Annotated in this window: 16 protein-coding genes; 11 read left to right on the forward strand and 5 right to left on the reverse strand. The window is 61.9% G+C overall.

What is annotated here, in order from left to right; translation table 11 throughout:
• The first annotated feature begins 126 nt into the window (after nt 1-126).
• Nucleotides 127-582: an SRPBCC family protein gene (locus J2858_RS05765; protein WP_210103744.1), complete on the forward strand. Its 456-nt coding sequence runs from the start codon at nt 127-129 to the stop codon at nt 580-582.
• A gap of 22 nt (nt 583-604) precedes the next feature.
• On the opposite strand, the gene J2858_RS05770 is transcribed toward J2858_RS05765, so the two are convergent.
• From J2858_RS05770 to sppA, 3 genes are all read right to left on the reverse strand, one after another.
• Nucleotides 605-961 (reverse strand): DUF1049 domain-containing protein, encoded by a 357-nt coding sequence (locus J2858_RS05770; protein ID WP_245365548.1) that lies wholly within the window; start codon nt 959-961, stop codon nt 605-607.
• Nucleotides 962-1,089: 128 nt separating this feature from the next.
• Nucleotides 1,090-1,401 (reverse strand): integration host factor subunit beta, encoded by a 312-nt coding sequence (locus J2858_RS05775; protein WP_210103745.1) that lies wholly within the window; start codon nt 1,399-1,401, stop codon nt 1,090-1,092.
• Between the two features lie 26 nt (nt 1,402-1,427).
• Nucleotides 1,428-2,378 carry a signal peptide peptidase SppA gene (gene sppA / locus J2858_RS05780; RefSeq protein WP_210103746.1) on the reverse strand — a complete coding sequence of 317 codons (951 nt, stop codon included), beginning with the start codon at nt 2,376-2,378 and terminating at the stop codon, nt 1,428-1,430.
• Between the two features lie 309 nt (nt 2,379-2,687).
• Between sppA and lptC the strand changes: the two genes are divergently transcribed.
• From lptC to ptsN, 6 genes are all read left to right on the forward strand, one after another.
• Nucleotides 2,688-3,368 (forward strand): LPS export ABC transporter periplasmic protein LptC, encoded by a 681-nt coding sequence (lptC, locus tag J2858_RS05785; RefSeq protein ID WP_210103747.1) that lies wholly within the window; start codon nt 2,688-2,690, stop codon nt 3,366-3,368.
• Nucleotides 3,365-3,934 (forward strand): LptA/OstA family protein, encoded by a 570-nt coding sequence (locus tag J2858_RS05790; protein ID WP_210103748.1) that lies wholly within the window; start codon nt 3,365-3,367, stop codon nt 3,932-3,934. Before lptC ends, J2858_RS05790 begins: the two co-directional genes overlap by 4 nt.
• A gap of 17 nt (nt 3,935-3,951) precedes the next feature.
• A complete protein-coding gene (gene lptB, locus J2858_RS05795; RefSeq protein ID WP_210103749.1) occupies nt 3,952-4,746 on the forward strand; it encodes an LPS export ABC transporter ATP-binding protein in 795 nt (264 codons plus the stop codon).
• Nucleotides 4,747-4,899: 153 nt separating this feature from the next.
• A complete protein-coding gene (rpoN, locus tag J2858_RS05800; protein WP_210103750.1) occupies nt 4,900-6,462 on the forward strand; it encodes an RNA polymerase factor sigma-54 in 1,563 nt (520 codons plus the stop codon).
• A gap of 299 nt (nt 6,463-6,761) precedes the next feature.
• A complete protein-coding gene (gene hpf, locus J2858_RS05805) occupies nt 6,762-7,334 on the forward strand; it encodes a ribosome hibernation-promoting factor, HPF/YfiA family (RefSeq protein ID WP_210104154.1) in 573 nt (190 codons plus the stop codon).
• Between the two features lie 59 nt (nt 7,335-7,393).
• The gene (ptsN, locus tag J2858_RS05810; protein WP_210103751.1) at nt 7,394-7,858 is read left to right on the forward strand and encodes a PTS IIA-like nitrogen regulatory protein PtsN; all 465 of its coding nucleotides are present in this window, start codon (nt 7,394-7,396) and stop codon (nt 7,856-7,858) included.
• A 118-nt stretch (nt 7,859-7,976) separates the two neighbouring features.
• Here ptsN and grpE read toward each other — a convergent pair whose 3' ends face one another.
• Both grpE and hrcA read right to left on the reverse strand, forming a co-directional pair.
• Complete coding sequence (gene grpE / locus J2858_RS05815; protein ID WP_210103752.1) at nt 7,977-8,615, reverse strand: nucleotide exchange factor GrpE; 639 nt, start codon at nt 8,613-8,615, stop codon at nt 7,977-7,979.
• A gap of 116 nt (nt 8,616-8,731) precedes the next feature.
• Nucleotides 8,732-9,823, reverse strand: coding sequence for a heat-inducible transcriptional repressor HrcA (gene hrcA / locus J2858_RS05820; protein ID WP_210103753.1), 1,092 nt, complete (start codon nt 9,821-9,823; stop codon nt 8,732-8,734).
• A gap of 177 nt (nt 9,824-10,000) precedes the next feature.
• Between hrcA and rph the strand changes: the two genes are divergently transcribed.
• The 4 genes from rph to hemW are packed head-to-tail and all read left to right on the forward strand — an operon-like array spanning nt 10,001 to nt 12,982.
• The gene (gene rph / locus J2858_RS05825) at nt 10,001-10,717 is read left to right on the forward strand and encodes a ribonuclease PH (protein WP_210103754.1); all 717 of its coding nucleotides are present in this window, start codon (nt 10,001-10,003) and stop codon (nt 10,715-10,717) included.
• Nucleotides 10,718-10,733: 16 nt separating this feature from the next.
• Nucleotides 10,734-11,141, forward strand: coding sequence for a VOC family protein (locus tag J2858_RS05830; RefSeq protein WP_210103755.1), 408 nt, complete (start codon nt 10,734-10,736; stop codon nt 11,139-11,141).
• A gap of 10 nt (nt 11,142-11,151) precedes the next feature.
• On the forward strand, nt 11,152-11,796 hold the full coding sequence (gene rdgB / locus J2858_RS05835) for an RdgB/HAM1 family non-canonical purine NTP pyrophosphatase (RefSeq protein ID WP_210103756.1): 645 nt from the start codon (nt 11,152-11,154) through the stop codon (nt 11,794-11,796).
• A gap of 7 nt (nt 11,797-11,803) precedes the next feature.
• Nucleotides 11,804-12,982, forward strand: a complete 1,179-nt coding sequence (gene hemW, locus J2858_RS05840) for a radical SAM family heme chaperone HemW (protein ID WP_348635447.1) — start codon at nt 11,804-11,806, stop codon at nt 12,980-12,982.
• The last annotated feature ends 10 nt before the right edge of the window (nt 12,983-12,992 follow it).

Consider the following 12,992-nt stretch of genomic DNA (forward strand, 5'->3'; position numbering starts at 1 on the left):
CAAAGCGCTTTCCCGTCTGCGATACAGGAAGGTGAACGGCCGTCAGGGAGCAAGGTCGAACGGACACCGCGTTTCTGCGCGCACCGGCTCCCTCTTGCGGACGCACGGCACTTTGGGAGGAGAGCCATGGATATTGTTGGAGAAGAACGCATTGCCGCGCCGCGCGCCATCGTCTGGGCCGCGCTGAACAACCCGGACATCCTGCGCCAGTGCATTCCGGGCTGCCAGACGCTGGAGCAGACATCGCCGACCGAGCTTGCAGCGACCGTAAAGGTGAAGATCGGACCGGTTTCGGCCAGTTTCAGCGGCGAGGTGACGCTGCTCGACATCATCCCGCCGGAGAGTTATCGCATTTCGGGCGAAGGCAAGGGTGGCATTGCCGGCTTTGCCAAGGGTTATGCCGATGTGGTCCTGCACGAGGACGGCGACGGCACCATTCTGAGCTATAAGGCGGATGCGCAGGTGGGCGGCAAGCTCGCGCAGCTCGGCTCGCGCCTTATCGGCTCCACGTCGCAGAAGCTCGCCCAGCAGTTCTTCGCCAATTTCAATGCGGCGGTTGGCGAGCGCGAGAGCGATCTTTGAAAGACACCGCCCGCCCGGCGCTTCAGCCCTTGGCGGGCGGAAGCGTCAGGGAAGAGGACGTGCGGGCGCTGGCCTGCGCCGGACTGCCGGCCGGCATGCCCTGATGGCGCTTCAGCGCCTCGCGCGCCTCGATGCGGGCCTGGCGGCGGTATTTCCCTTGCGCGATCCAGGTGGCGATCGAGCCCAGCAGCATGCCGAAGATCACCGCCAGAAACAGGAAGACGAAGAACGGGCCGCTCAGCGCCAGAACCGTGTCCTGCGGTTCGAACGGGTTGAGCGCCAGCGTCACCACCTGCCGGTTGGCCACGCACAGCACGATCAACACGATGGCCAGCGGCACGAAAACCACCAGACTGACGATTTTCTTGACGCGGTTCATCGATGGCTCCTGGCAAATATCATGCAGAATGCACCGCAGGCTGCGGTGCCGTGATGGAAGACGATGATAGAGCCCGACCCGGCGCTTTCAAGGCAGGCCTAAAAAAGTCGGGCCGCAGGAGACCGCGATCAATCGCCGTCTTCGTCTTCCTCGTCCGCCAGATCAGGGTTCAGCCGCTCGCGCAGTTCCTTGCCGGTCTTGAAGAAGGGCACCCACTTCTCCTCGACAAACACCGTCTCGCCGGTGCGCGGATTGCGGCCGGAGCGCGACGGGCGGTTTTTCACGGAAAACGCGCCGAAGCCGCGCAGCTCGACACGATTGCCGGCCGCCAGCGCATCGGTGATCTCGTCCAGAACCGCATTCACGATATTCTCGACGTCGCGGTGATAGAGGTGCGGATTTCGTGCCGCGACGATCTGCACCAGTTCTGACTTGATCACGATTTCCCCCTGAAAGGATTAGACTTTCACTGGCGCCCAACCTGCCAAACCGAGACAAGACCGTCAAGGAACAAGTTTCCCGCGCCCCATCTGCGAAGGGTGTCAGACACCGCGCCGGCATCGAGACGCGTCAATCCGGCAAGGCCTGCGGCAGAGGCGAGCGACAGGAAGGAGGAATCGTCCGTCTTCTTCCATTCAACGATCGGCAGCGTCTCATCCACGCCGCGCGAGGCAAGGTAGCGACGGATCTCGGGGGTCCCGCCAAGCTGGTCGACCAGCTTCACCTTCAGCGCCTGGCGACCGGTGAAGATGGTGCCGTCGGCAAGTTTGAGAACTTCGTCGCGGCTCATGCCGCGCCGGCTGGCCACCAGATCGACGAACCAGTCATAGCTGTCCATCACCATGGCGCGGATCATTGCCTTTGCGTCGTCGCTGGCCGGATGGAAGGGCGAAGGCTCGGCCTTCAGCGGCGCCGACTTGATCTCGTCGAGCGACACGCCGAGCTTTTCCAGGAGCGGCTGTACCTGCGGATACTGGAAGATGACGCCGATCGAGCCGGTGATCGAGCTTTCGCCGGCCACGATATTGTCGCCGGCAGATGCGATCATGTAGCCGGCAGAGGCGGCAAGCGTGCGGATATCGGAGACGACGGGCTTTTCGGCCGCCACGGCGCGCAGTGCCTTGAAGATGCGCTCGCCGCCATAGGTCGTGCCGCCCGGCGAGGAAATGGAGACCACCAGCGCCTTGGCCTGGCTGTTCTTGGCGATCTTCTCCAGCCGCTCCACCAGCTCGTCGTCATCGGTGATCATGCCGGAGATCTCGACGCGCGCCACATGGGGGGCAACCGTGCTGCTGCCGCCTGCCGCATAGCGGTAGACGGAAAAACCGATGGCAACGACGAGCAGGGCAGCCGCCACCCGCCAGAAGGTAAGCTTGCGTCGCAGCATCCGCCGATCGGCAATGGCCAGTTGGTCCATAAGGTCCTCGCTTGTTTCACTCTGTCGCGCCTGCCATCCAGACAAGGACGGCACCGGTCCGCTCCGACCGGGATTGCTCATAGCATGGCAGGGCGGCCGCATAAATCCTCGTTGCGGAAAGCACGTCTACCGTGTCCTTGAAGCCGCATACAGACAAGAATGGCACGCAACCGGGCCGGCGCTACACGAAATTGTGTCGGCCTTTATTGTTTCTTGATGGAGAAAAGCCATATTGGAGTTGGAGGAAGTCCACCCAATTTCGCCTCCCCCTGGCGCAGACGTCCTGCACCGGGAGGCCCAAAGGTTTCAATGCTGCAGAAAACGACGACACAGCCCAGCTCCACGGTCACCGATCTGCGCGCCAATGCCTACCAGGCAGCGATGGCGCATTCCAGACGCGTGCGCAGGCTCCGGGTACTGCTGCCCGTCGCAGCAACCGTGATTTCGGCGATCTTCATCGCCGTGTCGGTCGTGCGCACCTACCTGCCTGAAAATCTCACCATCCAGAGCGCCACGATCGAGGACGGCAAGATCGTCATGGAGAGCCCGGCGATTGCCGGACGCAATGAAAAGGGCATCAGCTACTCGCTGACGGCGACGCGAGCCTTGCAGGATCTGGCCGACCAGAACATGATCACGCTCGAAAACGTCAAGGCGGCGATGCCGATGAATGCCGACGTGATTGCCCGCGTCACGGCGCAGGGCGGCATCTTCGACCGCTCGAAGGATCGGCTCAACATGACCAAGCCCTTCCAGGTGAACCTCAGCAACGGCATCACCGCCGATTTCCAGACCGCCTTCCTCGACGTGCCGCAGAGCACCATGGAAAGCAAGGATCCCGTCAAGATTACAACCGACAAGGCCTCCATTGTTGCACAGTCGATGAAGATGTCGGATAAGGGACGTACCATCACCTTCGCGGGTCAGGTCCAGGTCAATCTGGCGGGCGCCGCTCTCACCAACCAAGGCAACCAGAGCCCGGCCCCATGACCCTTTGCCGCCAAACCGCACATCCCTTTGCCGCCCGGCTGATCGCCGGCCTGGCGCTCGCCTGTCTTGCCACAACGGCATCGGCGCAGACGACGACGAAAAAGATGGACGGCATGAAGCTGTCCAAGGATCAGCCGATCCAGATCCAGAGCGATCAGCTCGAGATCAAGGACGAGGAAAAGAAAGCCTACTTCACCGGCAACGTGCAGGTTGTGCAGGGCGCGACCACCATGCATTCCGGCTCCATGATCGTGCTGTACAAGGGTGAAGGCAGCACCGTTTCGTCCGGCCAGACCGATATCGACAAGATCTTCATCGACAACAAGGTTTTGCTGACCTCGGGCACGCAGCAGGCGACCGCCGACAATGGCGTCTTCGACATGGCGAGCCAGACCTTCGTGCTGACCGGCAAGCAGGTCGTGCTGTCGGATGGCCCCAACGTGTTCAAGGGCTGCAAGCTGACGGTTCTCATGAACACCGGCGAAGCCAAGCTCGACAGCTGCGGCGGTCGCGTCGAGATCATGCTCGACCCGAAGTCCCGCCCGCAGCAGCAGCCGAAGCCGTAAAGAAACCGAACATCACGATGTCCCTGTTTTCAAGGCGTCCCAAGGCGGACGCGACCGAAGCTTTCGACCCGCGCGACAAGGCGCGGTACGAAGGCACGTTGATTGCGCACAGCCTGTCGAAGACCTACGATACGCGCCGTGTCGTGAACGGCGTCTCGATGATCGTGCGCCGGGGCGAGGCCGTGGGCCTGCTTGGACCGAACGGGGCCGGCAAGACCACCTGTTTCTACATGATCACCGGGCTCGTCGGAGTGGACGAGGGCATGATTGCCATCAACGGCAATGACGTCACCCGCATGCCGATGTACCGGCGCGCGCGCCTCGGCGTCGGTTACCTGCCGCAGGAAGCCTCGATCTTTCGCGGCCTGACGGTTGAGGAAAACATTCGCGCCGTCCTGGAAGTGCACGAGCGCGACCGACAGAAGCGCGAGCGCAAGCTTGATGAACTGCTTGAGGAATTCCACATCGAACGCCTGCGCAAGTCGCCGGCGGTGGCGCTTTCGGGCGGCGAGCGCCGGCGCCTGGAAATTGCCCGCGCACTTGCGACCGACCCTGCCTTCATGCTGCTCGACGAACCCTTTGCCGGCGTCGACCCGATTTCGGTCTCCGACATCCAGAATCTCGTCCGTCACTTGACGGCGCGCGGTATTGGCGTTCTGATAACCGACCATAATGTGCGCGAGACATTGGGTTTGATCGATCGCGCCTACATCATCCATGCCGGTGAAGTGCTCACGCATGGACGCGCTGAAGATATTGTCAACAATGCCGATGTCCGCCGCCTCTATCTGGGCGACAATTTCAGTCTCTGACATAGAGCTGACAAGAAATTTACTTTCCCGTCACCTCTGCGCTTGACCAAATCTATTAAAAAAGCAATTTTTGGGCCAAGTGCTCTGTGTGATCCTGCGTGTCGATGACAAAGGGCGCGAAAGGGGGATTTGTACGGGAGTTCAGCGTCCGCCATGGCATTATCCGCCAGCCTTTTCCTGCGTCAAAGCCAATCGCTCGTCATGACGCCGCAGCTGATGCAGTCCATCCAGCTGCTGCAGATGACCCATATCGAGCTCAATCACTTCATCGCGCAGGAAGTGGAAAAGAACCCCCTGCTGGAAATTGCGCCAAATGATGGCGCAACAGGCAGCGACTATGCCGAACCTGCCGAAACCTATGGCGACGGCGCACCCTCTCTCAGCGAGATGCAGAGCGAGGCTTCCGACAGCGGCAGCGATGCCGACTGGTTCGACAACGGCTCGGCGCGCCACGAACAGCTGAGCGAGCGGCTGGACGCCAATTTCGAAAACGTCTTCCAGGATGACGTCGCCCCGCGCGGCGCCGACGCCCCCGAACTGATCAGCCAGTGGAAATCCATGCCGGGCGCCGATGCCGGCGAAAGCTACGATCTCGATGATTTCGTCGCCGGTGTGGTCACGCTGAAAGACCACCTGATGCAGCAGGCGCCGTTTCTCCTGTCGCGGCCGGCCGACATGCTGATCGTCCAGCATCTCATCGACCAGTTGGACGAGAACGGCTATTTCCATGGCGACATGGCCGACATGGCCGCCCGGCTCGGCACGACGTCTGCGGCCGTCGACGCCGTCCTGTCGGCTGCCCAGACGCTTGATCCGCCCGGTGTCTTTGCCCGCTCGCTGAGTGAATGCCTGGCCATCCAGCTGCGCCAGAAGGACCGTTTCGATCCGGCTATGGCGGCGCTGGTGGCGCATCTCGACCTCCTCGCCAAGCGCGATTTTGCAAGCCTGCGCAAGATCTGCGGTGTCGATGACGAGGACCTGATGGACATGCTGGCGGAAATCCGTGCGCTAAACCCGCGTCCCGGCGCCAGCTTCCAGACGGGAATTTCCGAGGCGATCGTGCCCGATATCGTCGTGCGCGCAAGCACCGACGGCAGCTGGCTGGTGGAACTGAACCCGGACACGCTGCCCAAGGTTCTCGTCAACCAGGCCTATTTCCAGACGGTGTCGAAAAAGGCGACGCGGCCCGGGGAGGACCAGAACTTTCTCTCCGAATGCATGCAGACGGCCAACTGGCTGACCCGCAGCCTCGACCAGCGCGCAAAGACGATCATGAAGGTGGCAACCGAGATCGTGCGCCAGCAGGATGCCTTCCTGCTTCATGGCGTCGATCACCTGCGCCCGCTCAACCTGAAGACGGTTGCCGATGCCATCAAGATGCATGAATCGACCGTGAGCCGCGTCACCTCCAACAAATACATGCTGACGCCGCGCGGCCTGTTCGAACTGAAATATTTCTTCACCGTCTCGATCAGCTCGGCCGAAGGCGGCGACAGCCACTCGGCCGAAGCGGTGCGTCACCGCATCCGGCTGCTCATCGAAAAGGAAAGCCCGGACGCCGTTCTGTCCGACGACGACATTGTCGTCAGCCTGAAAAGCACCGGCGTCGAACTGGCGAGGCGGACGGTCGCCAAGTATCGGGAAGCCATGAACATTCCCTCCTCCGTGCAGCGCAGGCGCGAAAAGCGCGCCCGCGCAAAACTTGCCGCCTGCTGATCACGTCCGTTCACGATTCGACCGCCGCCCCGAAGGCAGAGCGGCCACCCCGACCCCTTTGTTGTCCGGCCCCGGTTTCGTGCGCGAGCGCACAAGTGGTGCCCGAAGCGTTGACTTTCAGGGCGTGCGCCGCTAGAAGCGCGCCGCACCGGCAATTCAGCACAGGGTCGCCCCAAGGGTAACACTTGATAAAGGGCAATCGAGATTGAAATCGGCTTAGCCATGCGAGAGACGCTTGGATGAGTGGACCGCTTGACGTAGACTGGCACCGCAAGTCACGACAAGAAGGAAAGAATTCCATGAGTGTGCGTGTATCCGGAAAGCATATGGAAATCGGCGAATCGTTCAGAAAACGGATCGAAGACCATATCGGGGAGGCGGTTACAAAGTACTATGACGGAGGCTATTCGGGGCAGGTGATCGTTGAGAAATCCGGCTCCCGATTTGCAACGGACTGCAAGCTTCATCTCGACACCGGGATCGTGCTGCATGCCGCAGGCGAGGCCAATGATCCGCAGGTGAGCTTCGACGCAGCGGCTGTGCGCATTGAGAAGCGCATCCGCCGCTACAAGCGCAAGCTGCGCGACCACCATGCTGGCGAAAGCCAGAATGGCTACGCCGAAATCGCCTATACGGTGATGGACAGCGTGCCTGACGAAGCAGACGAAGTGCCGGAGGACTTTGCGCCCACGATCGTGGCGGAAAGCTCCAAGCCTTTGAGGACCATGACCGTCGCAAGCGCCGTGATGGCGCTCGACATGACTGACGAACCCGTTCTGTTTTTCCGGAATCCGGGCAAGCAGTTGAACATTGTTTATCGCCGCAACGACGGCAATATTGGCTGGATCGACGCCGCCAGTATCAAGGGATAGCCTGACGGGAGTGCCTTCGGGCACTCCCAATCCCCTTCGGGGGCAGAAGGATGAAAAGAATGGCGTTGGCAGACCTGTTGCAGCAAGATGCGATCCTCCCGGCCCTCAAGGTGAATTCCAAGAAGCAATTGCTGCAGGAACTGGCAGCAAGAGCGTCCAAACTCACCGGCGTGCCGGAGCGGGAGATCTTCGACGTCATCTTGCAGCGCGAGCGGCTGGGCTCCACCGGCGTCGGCCATGGCATCGCCATTCCCCACGGCAAGCTCGGCACGATCGGCTCGATCAAGGGCCTGTTTGCACGGCTTGAAACACCCGTCGATTTCGAGGCGCTGGACGACGAACCGGTCGATCTGGTGTTTCTGCTGCTCGCCCCGGAAGGCGCCGGCGCCGACCACCTGAAGGCCTTGTCACGCATTGCCCGCGTGCTTCGCGACCAGGAGCTGGTGGCGAAACTGCGTGCGACCGATTCGGCCTCGGCCATCTACGCCTTCCTCAATGAAGAACAGGCGTCGAACGCCGCCTGATCCTTCTCACCCGCCTGCGTGCAGGCCGGGGTGCACACCGCACGACAAGACCCGCTCATGAAAAAGGCCCGCATCCTTGTCGGAAACGGGCCTCTTGTCGTTCTGGGGTATCGTCGGCTCAGTTGCTGTCGCTGGAGGCCGCCGTTGCCTCTGCAATGTCGGCGGCCTTCGGGCCACCCTTCGACACACCGACCATGGCCGGGCGCAGCACGCGCTCGCCGATCACGTAGCCGGCCTGCACCACCTGCATCACGGTGTTGTTGGCAACCGTCGTGTTGGGGATCTCGAACATGGCCTGATGGAAGTTCGGATCGAACTTCTGGCCTTCCGGCTCGATCTTCTTGACGCCGTGGCGCTCAAGCGCCGAGAGCATGGAGCGTTCCGTCATGTCGACGCCTTCGATCAGCGCCTTGAGGCCCGCATCGCCGGCATCCTTCGTCTCCTGCGGGATCGAATCGAGCGCCCGGCGCAGATTGTCGGACACGGCCAGCATGTCGCGGGCAAAGGCTGTCACGGCATAGGACTTGGCATCCTTGATCTCGCGATCGGTGCGGCGGCGCAGGTTGTCCATTTCGGCGGCAAGCCGCAGGAAGCGGTCGCGCAGTTCGGCATTTTCCGTCTTAAGGACTTCGATCGGATCGGGCGCTGGCGTCTCGGCGGTCTCGGTCGCGCTCTCGTTCAGCGCTGCGGCCACGGCTTCCGCCGTGTTCTCGTTCGCTGTGGCGTCAGGTCCGTTTTTGGTCGTCTCGTCGGTCATGACGTTCTCCGGTAGAGGGTTGGAATTTTGTGCCCGATATCGAGGTTTGTCCCCCAAAAATCAAGACTCCAGGCCGATTAAGCTTGGGTCGTTTCGGTCACGGGGTGTTTGAAGGCTCAGAGCGGCTTGCGGCTCAGCCGGGCCAGAAGCTGGGCCGTATAATCCACCATCGGCACGATGCGCGAGTAATTGAGCCGCGTCGGTCCGATGACGCCGACGGCGCCGACGATCCGGTCCTCCTCGTCGCGGTAGGGCGCGACGATCAGCGAGGAGCCCGACAGCGAGAAAAGCTTGTTTTCGGACCCGATAAAGATGCGAACCCCCGGCCCGCTTTCGGCAAGTTCGAGGATTTCGATCAGGCTGTCCTTCTTTTCCAGATCGTCGAACAGAAGCCGCAGGCGATCAAGGTCCTCGGCGCCGCCCAGGCCCTCCAGCAAATTTGCCCGGCCGCGCACGATGAGGCGGGCAGGTTTGCCCTCCTCGCTATCGCCCGACCAGATGGCAAGACCACGCTTGACGAGATCCTGCGACAGCGCATCGAGCTCCGTCAGCACCTCGTCCTTCAAGGTCTTCAGCTGCGTGCGCAGTTCCGGCAGCGTCTGGCCGGCAAGATGCGCATTGAGGAAATTGGCCGCCTCCGTCAGCTGCGAGGAGGTAACACCCGCCGGCAGCTCGATGATACGGTTTTCGATCTGGTTGTGTTCGCCCACAAGGATCGCCAGCGCCTTGGTGGGCTCCAGCCGGATGAATTCGACATGCTTCAGCACGGAATCGCTCTTGGCCGTAATGACGATGCCCGCACCGCGCGACACGCCCGACAGCATGCGGGTCGCCTCCGTCATCAGGCTTTCCATCGGCTGGGCGCGGTCGGCGGCGCGGATCTGCCGCTCGATCTCGGCCTGCTCCTCGATCGAAAGATCGCCCACCTGCATGAAGGCATCGACAAAGAAGCGAAGCCCCGTCTGGGTCGGAAGCCGACCGGCGCTGACATGCGGCGCATAGATGAGGCCAAGCTCTTCCAGATCGCTCATGACATTGCGCACGGAGGCCGGTGACAGCGACATCGGCAGCAACCGCGACAGGCTGCGCGAGCCGAGCGGCTCTCCGGTATCCAGATAGCTTTCGACGATACGCCGGAAGATTTCGCGTGAACGGTCGTCGAGCATGGCTGAACCGCCCTGCCTTCCCCCCGGTGTGTGAACGCCCATCTGCCGCATAGCTTCCGATCAATGACTTTTCCATGACAAATATAATGTCTCTCCCGCCTTTGGCAAAACGGAATTCGCAGGCACTGCAGCAAAGAACCCGCCAGTACCGGGTTTTTCTTTGCAAAAGCCCGGTGAGCCCCTTAAGACGCCCTTCAGACATCCTTTCAGGAGAACGATATGCGACCCTCAGGCAGAAAAACCGACCAGATGCGCAAGGTCAGTTTCGAGCGCAATGTCTCGAAGCACGCGGAAGGCTCCTGTCTGGTGAAGTTCGGCGATACGCATGTTCTGTGCACCGCAAGCCTTGAGGAAAAGACGCCGCCATGGCTGCGCAATTCTGGCAAGGGCTGGGTCACGGCCGAATACGGCATGCTGCCGCGCGCCACCGGCGACCGCATGAAGCGCGAGGCCGCAACCGGCAAGCAGGGCGGCCGCACCCAGGAAATCCAGCGCCTGATCGGCCGCTCGCTGCGCGCCGTAATCGATCTGGAAGCGCTTGGCGAAAAGCAGATCACGGTGGATTGCGACGTCATCCAGGCCGATGGCGGCACCCGCACCGCTGCCATTACCGGTGGCTTCATCGCGCTTTATGATTGCCTGAAGTGGATGGAAACGCGCCAGATGATCAAGCTCGATCGGGTGCTGAAGGATCATGTCGCGGCCATTTCCTGCGGCATCTTTGCCGGCCAGCCGGTGATCGATCTCGATTACCTGGAAGATTCGGCCGCCGAAACCGATGCCAATTTCGTCATGACCGGCGCCGGCGGCATTGTCGAAGTGCAGGGCACGGCGGAAGGCAAGCCGTTTTCCCGCGAGGAACTGTTGAAGCTTCTGGATCTGGCTGCCGCCGGCACCGCCGAACTGGTGGCGCTGCAGAAGCAGGCGATCGCCTGAGGCGGAGAACGGCGCGATGATCGACGGCATTCTGGAGACGGCGCTTTACGTGGATGATCTCGACGCGGTCGAGGCGTTTTACGGCGGCGTGCTCGGGCTCGAAAAAATCACGCGCGCCGACAATCGGCATTTGTTTTACCGGTGCGGCAAAGGCGTGCTTTTGCTGTTCAATGCGGCCGAAACGATCAAGCCTGCGCCGGAAGGTGCCCTGCCGGTTCCCGCCCATGGCACGACCGGTGCGGGACATGCCTGTTTTCGCGTCGAAGAACGGGCGCTCGATCAGGTTGTCGAGCATCTTATTGCCTCAGGCATTGCCATCGAGTCCGAGGTGACCTGGCCGCAGGGTGCCCGCTCGATCTATTTCCGCGATCCGGCCGGCAACAGCCTGGAATGCGCAAGCCCCGCGCTCTGGAACATTGAATAGGACATTTGCGATGCGCAAGCTCGAGACCCGCACCATCGTCGTTGCCAGCCACAATGCGGGAAAAATCCGCGAGATTGCCGACCTGATCGGCCCCTTCGGCTTTTCGGCAAAATCGGCCGCAGAGCTGAATTTTGTCGAGCCGGACGAGACGGGCACGACATTTGAGGAAAACGCCGCCATCAAGGCACTTGCTTCGGCCAAGGCTTCCGGTCTTCCGGCGCTGTCCGACGACAGCGGCCTTGTCGTCGATGCGCTGGATGGCGCACCCGGCGTCTACACCGCCAACTGGGCCGAAACCGAGGATGGCACGCGCGATTTCGCCATGGCCATGCAGAAGGTGGAAACCGCGCTTGCCGAAAAGGGCGCTGTCACACCGGCTGAGCGCACCGCCCGCTTCGTCAGCGTGCTCTGCCTTGCCTGGCCGGATGGCCACACGGAAATGTTCCGCGGCGAAGTGGAGGGCACGGTCGCCTGGCCGCCCCGCGGCACGGCCGGTTTTGGCTATGATCCCCTCTTTCAACCGGAGGGTTTCGACACCACATTCGGCGAAATGAGCGCAGACGAAAAGCATGGCTGGAAGCCGGGTGACGACCACGCCCTCTCCCACCGCGCCCGCGCCTTCAAGATCTTTGTCGAAACCTGCCTGGAAGGCTGACACACAAGTGCTGACCGACGCCCCCCTGCTGCCCGATACCGGCGAACCGGGCTTTGGTCTTTACGTCCACTGGCCGTTTTGCGCGGCCAAGTGTCCTTACTGCGATTTCAACAGCCATGTGCGCCATCAGCCGGTGGACCAGCCGCGCTTTGCCGCAGCCTTCCTGAAAGAAATGGACGCGATGCGGGCCTTGAGCGGCCCGAAAACCGTGACCAGCATTTTCATGGGCGGTGGCACGCCCTCGCTGATGGACCCTCAGACGGTGGAGGCCATTCTCGATGGCATTGCCGCACGCTGGCATGTGCCGGCCGGCATTGAAGTCACCATGGAAGCCAATCCCTCGAGCGTCGAGGCAGAGCGGTTTCGCGGCTATCGGGCAGCCGGCGTCAACCGCGTGTCGCTCGGCGTGCAGGCGCTGAACGACCGCGACCTGAAATTCCTTGGCCGTCTGCATGACGTTGCCGATGCGCTGAAGGCCATCCGGCTGGCGCGCGACATCTTTCCCCGCATGAGTTTCGACCTCATCTATGCCCGCCCCGGCCAGACGGTGGAGGCGTGGGAGCGCGAGCTGAACGAGGCGGTCTCCTATGCGGTCGATCACCTGTCGCTCTACCAGCTGACCATCGAGGAAGGCACGCCCTTTTACGGCCTGCACAAGGCCGGCAAGCTGATCGTACCGGATGGCGACCAGTCGGCCGAGCTTTATGAGGCGACGCAGCAGATCACCGAGGGCTTCGGCATGCCGGCCTATGAGGTTTCGAACCACGCAAAACCCGGCGCCGAAAGTCGCCACAACCTCACCTATTGGCGCTACGGCGATTATGCCGGCATCGGCCCCGGCGCCCATGGTCGCCTGACGACAGGCGGCTCCAAGCTTGCAACGGCAACCGAGCGCAAGCCGGAAGCCTGGCTCGATCTGGTCGAGGCAAACGGTCACGGCATGGTGGACGAGGAAATGCTCGACCGGGAGGCGCAATCGGACGAGCTTCTGCTGATGGGCCTTCGCCTGCGCGAGGGCATCGATCTTGCGCGGTGGAGCGCGCTGTCGGGCCGCGAGCTGGATCCGGCGCGGGAAGAATTTTTACTGGGACACGGGTTTCTCGAACGGCTCGGCAATTCCCGCATCCGCTGCACGCCGTCGGGCATGCTGATCCTTGATTCGGTCGTGGCCGATCTCGCCAGCTGATTATTTTCGA

This window comes from Neorhizobium galegae, assembly GCF_017877135.1.
Taxonomy (GTDB): Bacteria; Pseudomonadota; Alphaproteobacteria; order Rhizobiales; family Rhizobiaceae; genus Neorhizobium; species Neorhizobium galegae_A.